This window comes from Streptomyces sp. NPDC007088, assembly GCF_042869355.1.
In the GTDB taxonomy this organism is placed as follows: domain Bacteria; phylum Actinomycetota; class Actinomycetes; order Streptomycetales; family Streptomycetaceae; genus Streptomyces.
In genome coordinates this window covers 191,313-210,632 of sequence record NZ_JBIAFO010000008.1, presented here as the reverse complement: position 1 = coordinate 210,632, position 19,320 = coordinate 191,313, and the positions used below count along the sequence as shown (strand labels likewise).

Sequence of the window (19,320 nt, the reverse complement as noted above, 5' to 3'; positions counted from 1 at the left end):
CCCGCTGTCGGGGGAATTTCCCGACCGTCTGCCCAAACCGCCCGCCCGGGTCTACTCTGGACGCGTGCCGGAGGACGTGGGGGGCATGCCGTTTCCGGACGGCAGAGAGCCCGACGACGACCGCGACCACGGACGAGCGGACGAGGAGTTCGCCGCCGTGGTCTTCGACGAGGACTTCGTACGGGGCGCCCGTATCCACGAGCCCTCCGCCGTGGAGCGCCTGCTCGCCGCAGCCGAGGCCCGCGCCGAGGCGGAGGCCAAGGCCCGCGCCCGGGGCCGCGCGGCAGACGGGGAGTACGAGGGGGAGGGGCCCGGATTCGGCCCGTCCGGTGAGGGCCGCGACCACGACCCGTACGCCGCCTACGACGTGGGCGAGGAGTACGACGAGTACCGCGACGGAGCCCACCGGCGCTTCGGCGGGCACAACGGCCGCATCCGCTGGCACCGGCCGGTCGCCTGGATGCTCGCCCTGCTGCTCGGGGTGGGCATGGTCGCCCTCGCCGTCTCCGCCCTCTACCGGGGAGCCTCGGACCCGAAGAACCCCGGTGTGCGGCCCTCCGCCCCGACCGGCGTCGAGCAGGGGGCCGAACAGAGCGCCCTCTCCTCCGCGGAGACCCCCTCCGCCTCACCCGGCCTCTCCCGCCCCGTGGTCTCCGCCGCGCCCCGCACGCCCTGAGCCCGCCCGGAGCGTCCGGCCGGAACCGGACCCCCACCGCCGCGTTTACCGCCACCCGCGGGGACCTACTCTGAAGGTATGGCAGGGGCAGCGGAACCCCCCGAGGGCATACCCCCCGAGGGCTTCGGGAGCGAGGAAGAGTACCGGTCCGTCGTCTTCGACGAATCGTTCGTCAACGCTGCCCGGCTCCAGGAGTTCTCCGCCAACGAGCGCCTGCGCGAGCACGCCCCCGCCGTACGCCGCCGCGCCGGCCGGGGACTCAACCGCCAGCTGGTCGTGCTCGTCGTCCTCATCGCCCTCGCCTTCGGCACCGCCGTGTTCATGGGCGTGCGCACGGGCGAGGTCACCGCGAACTCCCCCTCCGCCCGGCGCGCGGAACCGCTGCGCATGACCGTCATCCCCCTCGTCCCGCAGGACACCGTCCCGGGCGTGGCCGACGTGAAGAGCCTCTACGCCCACAGCCCCGCCGCCTCCTTCGGGGTGGGGGCGGCCGGTATCGCGCTGCCGACCCCGCGCGCCACCGAGCACTACACCCAGGTCCAGGTCCAGTCGGCGCTGACCATCGCCAAGGACTACCTGATCCGCTCCTCGCTCGACCCGCGGGTCCTGTCCGGCGGCAGCGGCCGCGAGGTGCGCACGCTGCTGGACTCCCGTCAGCTCGACCAGTTCGACCACAGCCTCGAACGCCCCCGCGCGGACGGCCGGCACGCGGCGACCGGCTGGCTGACCCGGCTCGACCCCGGCCAGGCGGTCCTCGCCGACCCGCACGTCCCGGCCCGCGTCCAGGGCACCGTGCGCTTCGAGGAACGGGGCGGGATGCTCGAAGTCACCTCGGACCACACCTTCGCCTACGCCGTCCGGCCCGCCGGGGCCGAGGGGCGGAAGGCCGGTGCGGGGAAAACCGGCGCAGAAGAAGCCAGTGCGGGGAAAACCGGCGCGAGGGAGAAGCGTTCGGCGGCCGATGACGGCCTGGCCTCCCTGCTCACCGTGCGGCGGGAGATGCACTTCCGCTTCGACCCGACCGACCTGCGCGCTCACCGCACCGAGCTGCTGGTCTCCTCGGTCCAGGCCGGACCACTGGACTGCGCCGCCGACTCCGCGAGCCGGCTCCGCCCGGTCCTGGCCGGGCACAAGGCCACGAGCGGCGGCCCCTCGGAGGGCACCAACCCCTACGCCCCGGACGGCTCCACCGCCCTGTGCGGGACGCTCTCCGACAGTGCGCAGCCGGTCCTGTCGGGAGCCCACCGGGCAGGGTGACCGCGGCGGGCCACCGGAGGCCGGAAAGCCCTCGGAGGCCGGCGGGTCACCGTAGGCCAGAGAACCACCGGAGGCCGGCGGGTCCGGGCGGGCCGCTCGGACCTCTTCCGCCTCAGCCGTCCGTCGCGTCGCCCCAGGAACCGTCGCGACCGTCCTCGCCGCGTCCGCCCGGGGCCTCGCCGCCCTCCGAGGAGGCGCGGCGGCCGCCGAACCCGCCGAAGCGGTCCCGGACCTTCCCGCCCAGATCGCCCGCCCCGCCCGCGAGGTCGGAGACCAGCTTCATGAGCGGGTCCTTGCTCGTGCGGACGTCCTCCGCGTAACTGCTCGCCGACTGCCGGAAGGACTCACCGACCGAGGCCGTGCGGTCCTCGTCCCGGCGCGGGTAGTGCCCGTCCATGATCCGCTGGTAGTCGCGGGTCGCGGACCAGCGCTTCAGCTCCGCGGCCCGCACCGTCGTGAAGGGGTGCGAGCGCGGCAGCACGTTGAGGATCTTCAGCACCGAGTCCCGCAGGTCACCGCCCGCCTCGTACTCCTCGGCCTGCTTGAGGAACGCCTCGGTGTTCATCTCGTGCAGGTGGTTGCCGCCGGCGATCTTCATGAGCCCGCGCATCGAGGCGTCGAGGTCCTGACCCGCCAACAGGCCGGCCCGGTCCGCCGACAGCTCGGACTTGCGGAACCACTCGCGCAGCGCGGTGACGAGCGCCATGATCGCGATGTTGCCGAGCGGAATCCACGCGACCTTGAGCGCCATCGTGGTCAGGAACAGCAGGATCGTGCGGTAGACGGAGTGGCCCGACAGCGCGTGCCCCACCTCGTGCCCCACGACGGCCCGCATCTCCTCCTCGTCCAGCAGCTCGACGAGGCCCGTGGTCACCACGATGACCGGCTCGTCCATCCCCACGCACATCGCGTTCGGCCGCGGGTCCTGGCTCACGTACATCGGCGGGACCTTCTCCAGGTCCAGGACGCGGCAGGCGTCCGTGAGCATCAGGTGCAGATGCGCGAACTGCTCCTCGCTCACCCGCACCGAGTCCGACAGGAACAGCAACCGCAGACTGCGCTCCGGCAGCAGACCGCTCAGCGCCTTGAAGACGGTGTCGAAACCGGTCAGCCGCCGCAGCGCCACCAGGGCCGAACGGTCCGCCGGATGTTCGTAGGCCCGGGGCGAGATCCCCGGGAAGGCGCGGCGTTCGCGCGCGGGTACTCGGGTGTGCTGGCTGTCCGTCATCGCGGTCCCCCTGGTCGCGTCGTACCGGCCGCCCCCGAAAGCGCCGCACGCCCCGGGAGTCCCCCCACCCTAGACGGCGCCGCCGACAGCCGAGAGGCATCGAACAGGACAGCCCGTTCCCGGGTACCGGACGCGGGGCGCGAGGGCGGGGGAACCGGGTCATGGAAAGGGAAAGTGGGGCGGGGCGAACGGAGTGATCCATCCGCCGCGGTCTACCGTGGGTGCGCAGCACACCGAAGGAGTCACCCCCATGGCGTACACAGGGCACAGCGACACCGCGTTCCTGGCGGCGGTCTCGGACCAACCGGGGCCCGGCAACTTCCTGCGCATCCTGCTCGTGGTCATGATCCTGGGCGCCGTGTTCATGGCCTGGCTCCTGCTCCACGGCTACCGCAGGCCGCCCGGCGGCACCCAAGCACCCACACCCGACGAGGCGCCCCGCACCGGCACCGACGCCCCGGGCGGCGAGGACGGCTCCGTCCCCGGACAGGCGGCCGCGCGCTCCGCCGCCGCCCGGACGGACCCCGGGACGACGGCCGGGCCGGGCGACTGAGCCCGCGGCCGGACCGGCCGGGGCGCGTACGCCCGCCGCTCCCGCGCCCGGCCGGTCATCCGTCCGCGGCCGCCGGGCACAGCGGTCCCCACGCGCCCGACCCGTGACGGGACGTCGGCATTCGGCCGACGCGCGCGGCAGGACACCTGAGTCGGCGTGAGCAGCCGTGAGGCCCCCGCTTACGATGGGCCCACACGTTACTGCCCGCCCCCACCACCGGATAGGTCCTGCCGACGATGAGCCTCCACAGCACCGCTGCCCAGCTGGTCACCCTCGCCGCCGAGGGGGGCGAACACGGCGGCAACCACGAAAGCCTCAGCCCGTACGTCACCGGCGGCGGCGCGTTCATCGCGCTGCTCCTGCTGCTGTGGATCACCACCCGCTTCAACCGCGACCGCTGAACCGCGTGGCGGGGGCCGCCGGACCGGGACAGTAGGCTCTGCACGCATGGGAGAGCAGGACATGCCCACTGGCCCGGTCAGCAGTCCGGCAGGCGGCACGATCAGCACCGTGAAACGCCGGCTCGGCGTCATGGGCGGCACCTTCGACCCGATCCACCACGGCCACTTGGTGGCCGCGAGCGAGGTCGCGTCGCAGTTCGGCCTGGACGAGGTCGTCTTCGTCCCCACCGGCCAGCCCTGGCAGAAGAGCCACAAGAAGGTCACCCCCGCCGAGGACCGCTACCTCATGACGGTCATCGCGACGGCGGAGAACCCGCAGTTCTCGGTCAGCCGGATCGACATCGACCGCGGCGGACCGACGTACACCAACGACACCCTGCGTGACCTGCGCAAGCTCAACCCCGGTACGGAACTGTTCTTCATCACCGGGGCCGACGCCCTGGGACAGATCCTGACCTGGCGGGACGCCGAGGAGTTGTTCTCCCTCGCCCACTTCATCGGCGTGACCCGGCCCGGCCACCAGCTCACCGACGCGGGGCTCCCGGAGGGCGGCGTCTCCCTCGTGGAGGTCCCGGCGCTGGCCATTTCCTCCACGGACTGCCGGGCGCGAGTCGCCAGGGGCGCTCCGGTCTGGTATCTGGTGCCGGACGGCGTGGTGCGTTACATCGACAAGCGAGAGCTGTACCGCGGCGAGTAGCCGAGAGGGGCACCGGTGAACGACCGAGACAACCCGTACCCGCCGTACGACGGCGGGGACCACGGGGCCGACAGCTACGAGATCGTCGGCTACGACGAGTACGGCCGCCCGGTCTACCAGCAGGTCCCGCCCCCCGCACAGTCCCAGACGGGCCTGCGGGACCGGCCCCCGCAGTACGGCGGACACGAGGGGTACCAGGGGTACGAAGGACAGGGCGGCTACGAGCCCTACGCCACCGGGCAGCAGCCCCAGGTACCCCGCCAGCAGGACTCCTCCTACGGCTCCGCGTACGACCCGTACGAGGCGGGGCAGGGCGGCGCGCACAGCCCGCAGGGGCCGGGCGGCGGCTACGACACCGGCTACGACGCGTACGGCAACCCCTACGGGACGCCGTACGGACAGCAGGTCCCGGCACAGGGCGCACCGCCCTACGGGGACACCTCGCGCGAGACGCCCTACGCGGACGGTTCCCGCGAGGCCCCCTACGGGAGCGGTCCCGAGGCCCCGTACGGCCGGGGGGACGACGCCGGCGCGGCCGGGGCCCGGCACGGGGACCCGATCGCGCCACTTTCCGCAGTGTCCACCGGGGGCGCGTCAGGGACACGTGAACCGGAAACCGGGACGGCCGGGGGCGCCGCGGCGTCCGCCTCCGCCCCGGCACGACGGGGGCGGAGCGGTTCCGCCGCGGACACCGGCGAGGAGGCGCCCGACTACCGCACCGAGATGTTCTCCTTCATCGAGGAGCCCACGGAGCAGTCCGAGGACGTCATCGACTGGCTCAAGTTCACCGAGAGCCGCACCGAACGCCGCGAGGAGGCCAGGCGCAGGGGCCGCAGCCGGGTCATAGCCCTGGTCGTCGCGCTCGCGCTCGTCGTGGTGGGGGGCGTGGGCTACCTCTGGTACGCCGGGAAGCTTCCCGGCACGTCGAGCCGGTCCGGGGGCGCCGCCGACGCGAGGGGCCCGCAGAAGCGCGACGTGATCGTCGTCCACCTGCACAACACGAAGAAGAGCGGTACCTCGACCATGCTGCTGGTCGACAACACCACGACGAAGCACGGAACGGCCGTCCTGCTGCCCAACGACCTCGCGCTCAGCGACGAGGACGGCAGTCCGACGACGCTCGGCAAGTCCGTGGCCGACGACGGCTCCAGCGGCACCGGCGAGGCGCTCGACGGACTCCTCGGCACGGACATCCAGGGCACCTGGCGGCTGGACACCCCGTACCTCAACAACCTCGTGGAACTCGTCGGATCGATCGAGGTCGACACCGACACCGACGTCCCGGACACCAAGAAGGGCGCCGAGCCGCTCGTCCACAAGGGGCGGGCGCAGAGCCTGAGCGGGTCGATGGCCGTCGCGTACGCCACCTACCGGGCGCCGGGCGAACCGGAGAGCGCCCAGCTCAAGCGCTTCGGGGACGTCATGCGCGGCGTGCTGCGCAAGCTGTCCAGCGACCCCAAGTCGGCCACGGTCACGGTCCAGTCGCTGGCCCAGATCCTCGACCCCTCCCTCACCGACAAGGACCTCGGCACCTTCCTCGCCAAGCTCTCCGAACTCGCCAAGGGCGGTGACTACAGCTCCAAGGTGCTGCCGGTGCGTGACGACGGCTCCCTCAGCGAGTCCACGACCGAGGACATCGTCAAGGACGTGCTCGGCGGCACCGTGAAGCCCGCCCCCGACGGAGCCTCGGACAGCATCCGGGTCGGCGTGAAGAACGCGACCGGCGACAAGTCGGCCGCCCAGAAGGCCCGGGTCGCCCTGCTCAACGGCGGCTACACCTTCCTCGACGGCAGCACGAGCGACACGGTCGCCGCCTCACGGGTGGTCTACGCCGACGCCAAGAGCAAGGAACAGGCCGTGGAGGTCGCACGGACCCTGGGCCTGCCGGACTCCGCCGTAAGCCAGGGGAAGGTCACCAACGGCGACGTGTCCGTGGTCCTCGGCTCCGACTACAAGCCCAAGGAGGGCTGAGCCGGGCCCGAGCCGGGGAGCGAGAGCGGACGGAGCGCGAGCGGGCGAGCGGGCGAGCGCGGCCGGAGTGCGGAGCGGGCGCGGGCGGAGTGTGGAGCGGGCGGGGCGCGGAGCGGGTCGGGGACTCGGGGGACACCTGCCGGGTCGGCAGAGTCGGCAGAGGGGACTCGGCGACTCGGGGACACCTGCTGGGTCGCACGGGGCCGTACGTGACGGGGGCCGTACGTGACGGGGGCGGGGCCTCACCGGATGTCTCCGGTGAGGCCCCGCTGAATCCGGTGGGCCCGCCCCTTCGCCCCGCCCGGCGACCGGGAAAGGGACCGGTGCCGCCGGGGTGACCTGCCCCCCCGGCCCACCGTCCGGCCCGCCCGCCGCGACCCCGCGCCGAAACGGGCGGGAAGCGCACGTCCGGAGCGTGAGACCCTGGGAGGGACTGTCCTCCTACCCGAAAGCTGTGCAGTGACCGCCACGGACCGCTCCACCGAGCTGATCAAGGCCGCCGCCCAGGCCGCCGCCGACAAGCTCGCCCACGACATCATCGCTTACGACGTCAGCGACGTGCTGTCGATCACGGACGCCTTTCTGCTGGCCTCCGCCCCCAACGACCGCCAGGTCAAGTCGATCGTCGACGCCATCGAGGAGCGTCTCTCCAAGGAGCTCGGCGCCAAGCCGGTCCGCCGCGAGGGCGACCGCGACGCCCGCTGGATTCTGCTCGACTACGTCGACATCGTCGTGCACGTGCAGCACGCCGAGGAGCGGGTCTTCTACGCGCTCGAACGGCTCTGGAAGGACTGCCCCGAGATCGACCTGCCCGCCGAGGCGAAGGCCACGCGCGGCAAGGCCGCCGAGTACGCCGCCCAGCGCTCCGCCGCCGAAGAGGCGTCCGAGGACTACCCCGAGTACCAGAACTTCGACGGAGTGGAGCTGGACGGAGGGGTGCGGTGACCGCAGCCACCGAGTCGAGGGGCCGCCGGATCATCCTCTGGCGGCACGGCCAGACCGCCTGGAACCTGGAGCGCCGCTTCCAGGGCGACACCGACGTCCCCCTCACCGTGACCGGCGTCTCTCAGGCGCGCCGCGCGGCCCGGCTGCTCGCCTCGCTCAACCCGGACGCGATCGTCGCCTCCGACCTGGGCCGGGCCGTCGCCACCGCCGAGGAACTGGCCGCCGTGACCGGCCTGACCGTCACCCACGACAAAGGGCTTCGCGAGACCTACGCGGGTGACTGGCAGGGGCTGACCCACGACGAGATCATCGCCCGCCACGGCGACCAGTACGCGGCGTGGAAGCGCGGCGAACCGGTCCGCAGGGGCGGTGGCGAACTGGAGACCGAGGTCGCCGACCGGGCCGCCCCCGTCGTCCTTCGGCACGCCGAGAAGCTTCCGCAGGACGGCACCCTCGTGGTCGTCAGCCACGGCGGCACCATCCGCACCACGATCGGCCGGCTCATCGGTCTCGACCCCTTCCACTGGGAGGGCCTCGGCGGCCTCTCGAACTGCTGCTGGTCGATCCTGGGCGAGGGCGCCCGCGGCTGGCGCCTGCTGGAACACAACGCCGGCACCCTGCCCGAGCCCGTCCTCGGCGACGACACCTGACCTTGGCCGACGCCTGACCTCGGTCACGAGCCGGTCGGTGCCCCCGGTCCGGGTCCGGTCCCGCAGTGGTCGGTGCCGGTGACGGACGCCGCGGCACCGGATTTCACTTTCCGGCAGGTCACAGGCTAAAGTTCTTCTTGTTCGGCCCGCAGGACGGGAAGAACACGCGGGGCTATAGCTCAGTTGGTAGAGCGCCTGCATGGCATGCAGGAGGTCAGGAGTTCAATTCTCCTTAGCTCCACAGTGATTGACGATCCAGCCTCATCCGACAGTGTCGGGTGGGGCTGTTTCGTTTTCCCGCAGGATGCAGCCTGCGCCGTTGGCCGTCGCTCGTTGCCCGTCGGTTCTCCTCCGTCCTCCGCTCGCTGTCGGTGGGTGCGGCGTCCGGTCGGTGTGTCGCGTCAAGATCCTTCTCCTTGGGCAAGTCGGGGGATGTATCCCTCCTCTCATGGGTAGTGTCCGGAGGCCGGAGGGGCCCGACACTCCCATACCGTGTCCTGACTGGTATTTCATCGTCGCTGCCCCGGCCGTGGTGGCCGTGGCAGAATCGGACGGCCGGGTAGGGGGACGGGCCTGACGGGAGGAGCGCGGAATGCCTGTGCACGTCTACGGGAAGCCGCGAGGTATTCCCGACGCCGGGGCGCGCACGCTCGACCCGACCCTCCTTCGTTCCACCCGCACCGCCGGCCGCGTCTCTGGCCGGTGTTGAGGGATGGGCGCTCATCGCAGGACCTGTGACTGGTGCGGCAGCGGCACCCCCATCGTCCGTGACATGGAACCCGTCAGCAGTCGCTACCAGTACTGGTGCGAGGACTGCGCCCGCGCCCTGATCATCACCGGCGATCCGATCGAGACCTACCGTGAGCTCGAGGGTGAGCCGATCTACGGCCGGCTGCTCGACGAGCACTGCACGCTCAAGCGTTTCTACTCCTTCGCTTCGGCTTGAGGCCGCTGTCCGGTCGGCTTGAGGCCGCTGTCCGGTCGGCTTGAGGCCGCCGTCCGGCGTCCGCTGCCCGGCCTCCCCTTCCGCTGCCCGCGCCTCGTGTCCGTGCCCGGGGCGGTCGGACTCCCACCGCTCAAACAGGACAAAGGACCCGTCGGGGGAATCGATTTGGAGGACGGCGGGAGGACCCGCTAATGTTCTCGATGTCGCCACGGGAAACGGCACAAACCGGAACCCCGAGGCAGTGCACGAAGTCCGTGGAGCAAGTGCGCGGTACAGGTGCGCGGGGCTATAGCTCAGTTGGTAGAGCGCCTGCATGGCATGCAGGAGGTCAGGAGTTCAATTCTCCTTAGCTCCACACAATCCCTTCTTCGAGGGAATCAAGCGGGCCACCCGGTAGGGGGCCCGCTTTTTCGTCGCGGTCGACCCGCGTTGTCGCGGTCGCGGGGGCCGACCCGCTTCGGACGTGCGGGGCCGTGGCTCCCCGGGCCCGTGGGCCCCGGGTCCCCCGCCCCCTCCCGGAGTCGCTTGGGCCCGGCCCGGCCGCCGAGGGACATCCGGGGGGAGTGTGCGGGGCTGCCCCGCCGCCAAGGGGCCTCCCTGGTTCGTCCGGGTCACCGTGAGCGACCAGCACCCCGCCACGCCCTGTCCGGGAGCCGGTACTCCCGTGCGGCGGCTGCATTCCCTGCGGTACCCTGACGCCATGCGTGCCGTACGCCTTCTGCTTAGCGAGCCGCGCTGAACACTGCCGGTCACCGGAGTCTCCCGAGAACTCCACGACAGAGACCGGTATCGGCGCGGCGTCCCCTCCTGTGCGAGGGGATTTTTCATTTCCCGGGGCAGATGCGATCGATGGAGTTTTGAGAACCCATGAGTCAGACCATTTCCTCCGCAGCCGCCGGGGCGGCCGGCTCCGCCGCCGAGACGACCGCCCCGCACCGCTACACGGCTGCCCTGGCCGCGGACATCGAGGCACGCTGGCAGGACTTCTGGGACGCGAACGGCACCTACGAGGCCCCGAACCCCTCCGGTGACCTGGCGGGCGACGCCGAGCTGGCGGCCCGCCCCAAGAAGTACGTGATGGACATGTTCCCGTACCCCTCCGGGGCGGGGCTGCACGTCGGCCACCCGCTGGGATACATCGCCACCGACGTCCACGCGCGCTACCAGCGCATGACGGGGCACAACGTCCTGCACACCCTCGGGTTCGACGCCTTCGGGCTGCCGGCCGAGCAGTACGCCGTGCAGACCGGCACGCACCCCAGGACCTCCACCGAGGCCAACATGGCCAACATGCGCAAGCAGCTGCGCCGACTGGGCCTCGGACACGACCAGCGCAGGTCGGTCGCCACGATCGACCCGGAGTTCTACCGCTGGACCCAATGGATCTTCGTGCAGATCTTCAACTCCTGGTACGACCCGGAGGCGGACCGCGCCCGGCCGATCGACGAACTCGTCGCACAGTTCGCCTCCGGCGAGCGCCCCACCCCCGACGGTCGCGCCTGGGCCGAGCTGGACGCGACCGAGCGCGCCGACCTGCTGAGCGAGTACCGGCTGGCCTACGCCTCCGACGCCCCCGTCAACTGGGCTCCGGGGCTCGGCACCGTCCTGGCCAACGAGGAGGTGACCGCGGACGGCCGCTCCGAGCGCGGCAACTTCCCCGTCTTCAAGGCCAAGCTGCGGCAGTGGAACATGCGGATCACCGCCTACGCGGACCGCCTGCTGAACGACCTGGACGGGCTGGACTGGCCCGAGGCGATCAAGCTGCAGCAGCGGAACTGGATCGGCCGTTCCGAGGGTGCCCGCGTCGACTTCCCCGTGCACTCCGCTGCGGGCACCGGCGGCGAGTCCGCGGGGGCCGAGCACATCACGGTGTTCACCACCCGCCAGGACACCCTGTTCGGCGCCACCTACATGGTGCTGGCGCCCGAGCACGAACTGGTCGCCTCGATCGTGCCGGCCGCCTGGCCGGAAGGAACCCGGGACGCGTGGACGGGCGGACACGCCACCCCCGCCGAGGCCGTCGCCGCCTACCGGGCCCAGGCCGCCGCCAAGTCCGACGTCGAGCGGCAGGCCGAGGCGAAGGACAAGACCGGTGTCTTCACCGGCGCCTTCGCGACCAACCCGGTGTCCGGCGAGCCCGTGCCCGTGTTCATCGCCGACTACGTCCTGATGGGCTACGGCACCGGGGCGATCATGGCCGTGCCCGCGCACGACAGCCGTGACTTCGCCTTCGCCCGCGCCTTCGAGCTGCCGATGCGCTGCGTCGTCGAGCCCACCGACGGACGCGGCACCGACCCGGCGGAATGGGACGAGGCGTTCAGCTCGTACGAAGCGAAGCTGGTCAACTCCGCCAACGAGCTGATCTCCCTGGACGGCCTGGGCGTGGCCGAGGCCAAGGCGCGGATCACGCCCTGGCTGACCGAACGCGGTATCGGCCGCGGGACCGTCAACTACCGGCTGCGTGACTGGCTGTTCAGCCGGCAGCGCTACTGGGGCGAGCCCTTCCCGATCGTCTACGACGAGGACGGCGTCGCCCACTCCCTGCCCGAGTCGATGCTGCCGCTGGAGCTGCCGGAGGTCGAGGACTACTCCCCGCGCACCTTCGACCCGGACGACGCCGACACCGAGCCCGAGACGCCGCTCTCCCGCAACGAGGACTGGGTCAACGTGACCCTGGACCTGGGCGACGGACCGCGCGCGTACCGCCGCGAGACCAACACGATGCCCAACTGGGCCGGCTCCTGCTGGTACGAGCTGCGCTACCTCGACCCGCGCAACGACCAGAAGCTGGTCGACCCCGACGTGGAGCGCTACTGGATGGGTCCCCGCGAGGGCGTCCCGACGGGGGGCGTCGACCTCTACGTCGGTGGCGCCGAGCACGCGGTGCTGCACCTGCTGTACGCCCGTTTCTGGTCGAAGGTGCTCTTCGACCTGGGGTACATCTCCTCCGCCGAGCCCTTCCACAAACTGTTCAACCAGGGCATGATCCAGGCCTTCGTCTACCGGGACAGCCGTGGCATCGCGGTGCCGGCCGCCGAGGTGGAGGAGCGCGACGGCGCGTTCTACTACCAGGGAGAGAAGGTCTCGCGCGTCCTCGGCAAGATGGGCAAGTCGCTGAAGAACGCCGTCACCCCGGACGAGATCTGTGCCGAGTACGGGGCGGACACCCTGCGGCTCTACGAGATGGCGATGGGCCCGCTGGACGTCTCGCGCCCCTGGGACACCCGTGCCGTGGTCGGTCAGTTCCGGCTGATCCAGCGGCTGTGGCGCAATGTCGTCGACGAGGCCACGGGGCAGGTCACCGTGGTGGACGCCGAGCCGGACGAGGACACGCTGCGCGCGCTGCACAAGGCGATCGACGGGGTGCGGCACGACCTGGACGGCCTGCGCTTCAACACGGCCATCGCCAAGATCACCGAGCTGAACAACCACCTGACCAAGTCCGGTGGGGCGGTCCCGCGTTCCGTCGCCGAGGCCCTGGTGCTGATGATCGCTCCGCTGGCTCCGCACGTGGCGGAGGAGCTGTGGCACCTGCTGGGGCACACCGAGTCCGTCGTGCACCGCGACTTCCCGGTCGCGGACCCGGCGTACGTCGTCGACGAGACGGTGACCTGCGTCGTGCAGATCAAGGGCAAGGTGAAGGCGCGACTGGAGGTGTCTCCCTCGATCACGCAGGAGGAGCTGGAGAAGGCCGCGCTGGGCGACGAACGGGTGGTCGCGGCCCTCGCGGGCGCGGGGGTACGGAAGGTGATCGTGCGCGCGCCGAAGCTGGTCAACATCGTCCCGGCCTGAGCCGGGAAGGCGCCGTCGACTCCGGCGATGGTCACTCTGTGTAGTCATGAAGGAATCGTTACACAGAGTCACCGAACATGTCCAGAGGGAATTTCCCGCAGGCGTGTGGTCCGGGTTCCGGGGGAACCCGGACCACACGCCGGGCGTTTACGGTGGAGGGGCGGCTGGTGAAGCCGTCCGACTGGAGGAGCAACGATGGAAGCCGTGCTCGTCGTCGTCGCGTTGGTCTTCGTGCTGTGCGTGGTGGCCGGTCTCTACGCGGCCGTGCGCGTCGCGCGCACGGCGAAGAGGAGTGTGGACCGCACGGTCTCCCAGGCCAGGCGGACCGTCGAGGACACCACGCTCAAGGCCAGGTCCTTCGCCCAGCCGGGCGCCGTCGGGGAACTCGCCGCGCTGCGTCTTTCCCTGCGCTCCTCGATGCGCTCGACGCAGGAGGCGCTCGCGGCCGAGGCCGCGCGGGACGGCGGCCTCGCGGAAGCCCAGTCCCTCTTCGAGCGGTTGAGCACGCACGGCCGTCAGCTGGACGACGAACTCAGGCGGCTGGAACGGGACCCCGACAAGGCGGGGCTCGCGATGAAGCTGGCCCCACTGCGGGAGCGCACGGAGCAGATCGTCCACTCGGCCGAAGCCCTGCGCTGGGCGGCCCGGGACCGGGCCCACCGGTTCTCCGCGGACGACCTGGACGATCTGCGGCAACAGATCGACCTGGAGGCCGGTGCCCTGCGGCACTGGACCTCCGCCGGCGATCCGGGCGGGCCGGTCACCGCGCCCCCGCCCGGAGCGGGCCCGTCGGGCGCGAGCCCCGACGCGGTCCCCTCGCCCGCCCTCGACACGAGCGTGCCGAGGAGTCACGGCGCCTGGGACCGGCTCCTCAAAGATCCCCAGCGCGAGAAGCGGCGGAGGAGCTGACCGCCGCACCGCGTCCGGACCCCTCCCGGCACCTCCCGACCGGCGAGTGCGGGCGGATGGGGCCGACCCACCGACCGACCGCCCGGACAGGTAATCTCCAGCCCATGTCACGCCATGTCGCGATCGTCACCGATTCCACGGCCTATCTGCCGCAGCGGACGGTGGAGCGACACGGAATCACCTCCGTCCCCCTCACCGTCGTCCTCGACGGCCGGGCCTGGGAGGAGGGCACCGAGATCTCCGCGCGCTCCCTGGCGCAGGCGCTCCGCAAGCACCAGCCCGTGACCACCTCCCGGCCCAGCCCCGCCGCGTTCGCGCAGACGTACGCCCGGCTCGCCGAGGCCGGGGCGAGCGCGATCGTCTCCCTGCATCTGACCTCGGAGTTCTCCGGGACCTACGACGCGGCCGTACAGGCGGCACAGGACGCGCCGGTGCCGGTGCGGGTGGTGGACACCGGCATGGTCGCGATGGCCCTCGGCTTCTGCGCCGTCGCCGCCGCCGAAGTGGTGGAGGGGGGCGGGACGGCGGAGGAGGCCGTGGCCGCCGCCGAGAAGCGCGCGGCCGACACCTCCGCCTACTTCTACGTGGACACGCTGGACTATCTGCGCCGGGGCGGCAGGATCGGCGCCGCCCAAGCGCTTCTCGGCTCGGCGTTCGCCGTGAAACCCCTGCTGCAACTGGTGGACGGGCGCATCGAGCTGAGGGAGAAGGTGCGGACCGCCTCGCGTGCGGTGGCCCGGCTCGAAGAGATCGTCGCCGAACGGGCCGGTTCGGGACCCGTCGACATCGCCGTCCACCACCTCGACGCCGCCGACCGTGCGCGGACCCTCGCCGACAACCTGAGAAGGCGCGTGTCCGGGCTCGCGGAACTCCAGGTCAGCGAGGTGGGAGCGGTGATCGGGGCGCACACCGGGCCGGGGCTGCTGGGCGCGGTCGTCTCGCCGCGCTGAGGCCGCACGGCGTGGATGGTCGCCAGTTCTCTCACTCCTGAGAGTGACGGAGTTATGCACAACTGGCGAGTAATCCACAGGAACAGCCGCTTCTCAGCGAGAAATCCGGAGAGTCCTTACCGTCCGTGACATGGGACGTGACACGGGACGGGTAACGCTTGAAGAGACGAGGCCGGCGCGTGACTCCACGCGAGCCGCCGCCGGCACCGTGCGCCTGGGGGCCGCGCGGGCAGACACGCGGACCAGGCGTCGGCGGTTACGCGAGCAGGACGGGGAGGCGTTGCGGCTCCGGCTCGAAGGACTCCTGCCCGGCAGGAGCATGAGTCATGGCTGCGCGCCTTCTGACGAGGCGGTCGGTCCGGTCGCCCATGCTCTGGGGTACACGGAGCGTCCGGAGCACGCGGAGCACACAGCGCGTCCGGAGCACGCGGAGCACGCGGGGCGTCCGGAGTACACGGAGCGTCCAGCGAGCGCGGGGGAGAGCCTTCGTACCTATACGGAGGGGGAGAGGGCGCGGTCCCCGGTGGCCGCACCGGCCGTGCTGTCCCTACGCTCGCGGTGGGCCGGGGCTGTGCGGGACCGTCTGCCGCTGTGGGTGAGGACCCGGTGCGCGGTGGAGCGCAGGAGCGTGCTCGCTCTGTCGGCCGTTCTCCTCGTGGCTGCGGGACTGGCGGGCCTGCACCTCTGGTCGAGCAGACCAGGGGTGGTCGACGTACCACGGGATGTGGCCGATACCGCCGGGGAAGGGCGGGGGCGCACGGTGCTGCTCCCCTCGGAGGAGACCGGCGGGGCGGCGAAGCCGCCGCGGGCGGCGACGGAGCCCGGGGCGGGTTCCCCGGGACCGGTGCCGGTGCCCGGACAGGGCGGGCAGGTCCTGGTGGTCGACGTCGGCGGCGAGGTGCTCCGTCCCGGGGTGCGGCGGCTCCCGTCCGGTTCGCGTGTCCAGGACGCCCTGGAGGCGGCGGGCGGCGTCGAGAAGGGAGCCGATCTGGCGGGGCTGAACAGGGCGCGGCCTCTCGTGGACGGCGAACTGGTGTGGGTGGGTACTCCGCCGCCGGGTGCGGTCTCGGCGGGCGCGGGGACGCCGGGGGCCGGGGTAGGGAGCGTGGGCGGCGGTGCGGCCGGGCCGGGCGGCGCGGCCCCGGCGGGCGCCGGTCCCGTTTCGCTCAACGCCGCCTCGGTGGAACAGCTCGACGCCCTGCCGGGAGTGGGGCCGGTGCTGGCGCGGCGCATCCTCGACTACCGCACGGAGCACGGCGCGTTCCGCGCGGTGGACGAACTGCGGGAGGTGAGCGGAATCGGCGAGCGCCGGTTCGAGGACCTCAGGGATCAGGTGCGGCTGTGACGGCCACGCGAGAGGCGGTACGCCGGGCGACGTCTGCGGCCGGCCACGACCGGCCGCAGGTGCACGCGCGCTCCGGGCATCGGCTCGGTGCGGCCCACCCGCGTCAGGAGGGCCCGGTCGATCTGCGGCTGGTGATCCCGGCTCTGGTGACCTGGGCGACGGCGGCCCTCGGCCTCGGCCTGCCGGCCGGTTGGACGGTGACCGGCGCGGCGGTGTGCGCGGGGACCGGGATTCTTCTCCTGTGGCGCTCCGGGCGCCGCACGTGCGCCGCGCCACCGGGAGTCCGGGCCGACCAGGCGGAACGGGAGCGCCGCCGACGGGTGTCCGGAGGGGCGGTTCTGATCGCGGCGGTGCTGTTGTGTGCCGCGGCTGCCGCGGCCTCTGCGGCGGCCCGCCGGGCGCAGGTGGAGAACGGGCCCGTGCCACGCATGGCACAGGAGCGCGTGGTGGCGGAGGCCGAGTTGGAAATCGACGGGGATCCGCGGCTGATCCGGGCCTCGGTGCGCGGGGGCCGGACCGTACCCGAACAGATCCTGGTCGACGTGCACGTGGTGCGCACCGCCGGTCACGACGGCCGGGAGGTGACGCTGCGGACACCGGCGCTGCTCGTGCTCCGCCTTCCGGAGGAGGGCACGGGTGAGGAGGGCGGGGACAGGAGCGGAAGGAACCGGGACGTCGGGAAAGGCGGGGAGAGCGGGCGAAGGAGCGGGGACACCGCCCACGAGGCGGATGCCGCGTCGGCGCGGGCGGCCTGGCTGGGGCTGCTTCCCTCGACGCGGGTGAGCGCGCGGGTCCGGTGGGAGCCGCCGTGGGCGCGGGACGGACCCGCCGCGGCGGTGGCGAGGGCCGAGGCGGGTGAGGGACCACGAGTGGTCGCCGGGCCGAGCCGCGTACAGCGGCTCGCCGGTAACCTGCGCCGGGGACTGCGGGAGGCCACGGACGGACTGAGCCCGGACGCCGGAGCGCTGCTCCCCGGGCTGGTCGTCGGGGACACCTCCCGAGTGACCCCCGAACTCCAGGAGGCGTTCCGGGACACGGATCTGACCCACCTCATGGCGGTCAGCGGGTCGAACTTCACCCTGCTGCTCGCGGTGCTGCTCGGTCCGCCGGGTCTCGCACGCCGGGCCGAGCGGGGCGGGCTGGCACCCCGGCTGGGACTGTCCCTGCGGGCGACAGCCGTGGCCGGCGGGGCGCTGACCATCTGTTTCGTGACCGTGTGCCGGCCGGAGCCGAGCGTGGTGCGCGCCGCGGCGTGCGGGGCGGTGGCCCTGGTGGCGCTCGGGACGGGGCGGCGCCGTTCGATGCTGCCCGCGCTGGCGGCGACTGTCCTGCTGCTGGTGCTGTGGGACCCATGGCTGGCCAGGAGCTACGGCTTCCTGCTGTCGGTCCTCGCCACGGGGGCGCTGCTGACGGTGGCGCCGGGATGGAGTGCGGCGCTGCGGCGGCGCGGGCTTCCGGCACGGCTGGCCGAGGGAATCGCCGCGGCGGCCGCCGCCCAGGCGGTGTGCGCCCCGGTCGTGGCCGTACTCGCCGCGCGCGTGAGCCTGGTGGCGGTGCCGTGCAACCTGCTGGCCGAGGTGGCGGTGGGACCGGCCACGGTACTCGGGTTCGCCACACTCGCCGCCGCACCGGTCGCCCTGCCGGTGGCGCGGACCCTCGCATGGTGCGCGGGGCTGCCGGCGGAGTGGATCGCCCGGGTGGCGCGGACGGGGGCGGGGCTGCCGGGCTCCGGGATCGAGTGGCCGGGAGGCTGGGCGGGGGGAGGGCTGCTCGCCCTGGTCACGGTCCTCGCGATCCTGGTGGGCCGACGCAGAGCGTTCCAACGGCCGTGGGTGGTCTGCGCCTGTGTACTCGTACTCGTCCTCGCGGTGTGGCGGCCGGTGCCGTTGACGCGGGCGGTGGTGGGCTGGCCGCCCGCAGGATGGCGGTTCGCGATGTGCGACGTGGGGCAGGGCGACGCGACCGTGCTCGCGACCGGCCCCGGCACGGGCGTCGTGGTGGACGCGGGGCCGGACGCGCGCCGGGTGGACCGTTGCCTGCGGTCCCTCGGGGTCACAGGGGTGCCGCTCGTGCTGCTCACCCATTTCCACGCCGACCACGTGGCCGGGCTCGCCGGTGTGCTGCGCGGCAGAGCGGTGGGCGCGGTGCAGACGACGGGACTGCGGGAGCCCCGGCACCAGGCGGAGTTCGTCGAGCGGACGGCGGCGAGGGCCGGGGTGCGCGTCATCGGCGTGCGACAGGGCGAACTGCGCAGGTCAGGGCCGGTGAGCTGGCAGGTGCTGTGGCCGCCGGCCGAGGGGACGGGCGCGGCGGGGGAGGGCCCCAACGACGCCAGTGTCGTACTGCTCGTGCGTACGGCGGGGTTGAGCCTGTTGCTCGCGGGGGACTTGGAGCCGGCGGCGCAGCGGGCGCTGGTCCGGGGGCCCGGCGGGGTACCACGGGTCGACGTGCTCAAGGTCGCGCATCACGGGTCCGCCTACCAGGAACCGGAGTTGCTGCGGAGGACCGCTCCCCGGCTGGCCCTGATCTCGGTCGGCTCCGACAACAGCTACGGGCATCCCGCGCCACGCACTGTGCGGACGCTGAGCCGCGCCGGGGCGCTCGTGCTCCGCACCGACCGGCACGGCTCGATCGCCGTCACGGGTGGGATACGACCGCCGGGAGCCGGTCTCCGGCGGGAGGCCGCGCTGGGAGTGGTCACGGAGCGGGGCGTGGCCGGGCGTTGAGCGGGCGGGAGGTCCGGTGTGCTCCGGGTCCCGCGTCCGGCGGTCTCCCGGACGCGGGACCTTTCGAGGGCCGTCGGGAGCGGGAGCGCGGTGGTCGCGGACGCAAAGGGGGGCCAGCGGACACGACCGTGGCCCGTGCGGGACGGCGTGACCGCCGGTAACGGGTTTGAGCTGCGGAAACGCCAAGCGGAATGGAAAATTCAGGCAACTTCGCCCAGGCCGGAAGGTTCCGCTGATTCCGCTGGTGGGGGCTCTGTTTGCTCGAAAGCCGCAA

15 protein-coding genes and 2 tRNA genes are annotated in these 19,320 nt (G+C 72.6%); 16 read left to right on the top strand and 1 reads right to left on the bottom strand.

Annotated features, from left to right (window positions below; translation table 11 throughout):
* The first annotated feature begins 85 nt into the window (after nt 1-85).
* Complete coding sequence (locus tag ACFYMP_RS15505) at nt 86-676, top strand: hypothetical protein (RefSeq protein ID WP_388856500.1); 591 nt, start codon at nt 86-88, stop codon at nt 674-676.
* Between the two features lie 78 nt (nt 677-754).
* Nucleotides 755-1,933 (top strand): hypothetical protein, encoded by a 1,179-nt coding sequence (locus tag ACFYMP_RS15500; RefSeq protein WP_388856497.1) that lies wholly within the window; start codon nt 755-757, stop codon nt 1,931-1,933.
* A gap of 112 nt (nt 1,934-2,045) precedes the next feature.
* Here ACFYMP_RS15500 and ACFYMP_RS15495 read toward each other — a convergent pair whose 3' ends face one another.
* Entirely contained in the window at nt 2,046-3,161 is a 1,116-nt protein-coding gene (locus ACFYMP_RS15495) for a M48 family metallopeptidase (RefSeq protein WP_388856494.1), read from the bottom strand.
* 250 nt (nt 3,162-3,411) lie between these two features.
* Between ACFYMP_RS15495 and ACFYMP_RS15490 the strand changes: the two genes are divergently transcribed.
* From ACFYMP_RS15490 to ACFYMP_RS15425, 14 genes are all read left to right on the top strand, one after another.
* Nucleotides 3,412-3,714, top strand: coding sequence for a hypothetical protein (locus ACFYMP_RS15490; protein ID WP_388856491.1), 303 nt, complete (start codon nt 3,412-3,414; stop codon nt 3,712-3,714).
* A gap of 236 nt (nt 3,715-3,950) precedes the next feature.
* Nucleotides 3,951-4,115, top strand: coding sequence for a hypothetical protein (locus ACFYMP_RS15485; protein ID WP_363144989.1), 165 nt, complete (start codon nt 3,951-3,953; stop codon nt 4,113-4,115).
* A gap of 46 nt (nt 4,116-4,161) precedes the next feature.
* Nucleotides 4,162-4,812: a nicotinate-nucleotide adenylyltransferase gene (gene nadD, locus ACFYMP_RS15480; RefSeq protein WP_388856488.1), complete on the top strand. Its 651-nt coding sequence runs from the start codon at nt 4,162-4,164 to the stop codon at nt 4,810-4,812.
* A 15-nt stretch (nt 4,813-4,827) separates the two neighbouring features.
* The gene (locus ACFYMP_RS15475; protein WP_388856485.1) at nt 4,828-6,783 is read left to right on the top strand and encodes a LytR C-terminal domain-containing protein; all 1,956 of its coding nucleotides are present in this window, start codon (nt 4,828-4,830) and stop codon (nt 6,781-6,783) included.
* A gap of 459 nt (nt 6,784-7,242) precedes the next feature.
* Entirely contained in the window at nt 7,243-7,728 is a 486-nt protein-coding gene (gene rsfS, locus ACFYMP_RS15470; protein ID WP_388856482.1) for a ribosome silencing factor, read from the top strand.
* A complete protein-coding gene (locus ACFYMP_RS15465; RefSeq protein WP_388856479.1) occupies nt 7,725-8,378 on the top strand; it encodes a histidine phosphatase family protein in 654 nt (217 codons plus the stop codon). Before rsfS ends, ACFYMP_RS15465 begins: the two co-directional genes overlap by 4 nt.
* A 168-nt stretch (nt 8,379-8,546) precedes the next feature.
* Nucleotides 8,547-8,619: transfer RNA gene (locus tag ACFYMP_RS15460), tRNA-Ala, on the top strand.
* A gap of 471 nt (nt 8,620-9,090) precedes the next feature.
* Entirely contained in the window at nt 9,091-9,324 is a 234-nt protein-coding gene (locus ACFYMP_RS15455) for a hypothetical protein (protein ID WP_363144994.1), read from the top strand.
* 282 nt (nt 9,325-9,606) lie between these two features.
* Nucleotides 9,607-9,679, top strand: a tRNA-Ala gene (locus ACFYMP_RS15450).
* A 512-nt stretch (nt 9,680-10,191) separates the two neighbouring features.
* On the top strand, nt 10,192-13,116 hold the full coding sequence (gene leuS / locus ACFYMP_RS15445; protein ID WP_388856474.1) for a leucine--tRNA ligase: 2,925 nt from the start codon (nt 10,192-10,194) through the stop codon (nt 13,114-13,116).
* Between the two features lie 195 nt (nt 13,117-13,311).
* Nucleotides 13,312-14,025: a hypothetical protein gene (locus tag ACFYMP_RS15440; RefSeq protein WP_388856471.1), complete on the top strand. Its 714-nt coding sequence runs from the start codon at nt 13,312-13,314 to the stop codon at nt 14,023-14,025.
* A 104-nt stretch (nt 14,026-14,129) separates the two neighbouring features.
* Nucleotides 14,130-14,975, top strand: coding sequence for a DegV family protein (locus ACFYMP_RS15435; protein ID WP_388856467.1), 846 nt, complete (start codon nt 14,130-14,132; stop codon nt 14,973-14,975).
* 628 nt (nt 14,976-15,603) lie between these two features.
* Entirely contained in the window at nt 15,604-16,320 is a 717-nt protein-coding gene (locus ACFYMP_RS15430; protein ID WP_388856464.1) for a helix-hairpin-helix domain-containing protein, read from the top strand.
* Entirely contained in the window at nt 16,317-19,046 is a 2,730-nt protein-coding gene (locus tag ACFYMP_RS15425) for a ComEC/Rec2 family competence protein (RefSeq protein WP_388856460.1), read from the top strand. Before ACFYMP_RS15430 ends, ACFYMP_RS15425 begins: the two co-directional genes overlap by 4 nt.
* Nucleotides 19,047-19,320: the final 274 nt, after the last annotated feature.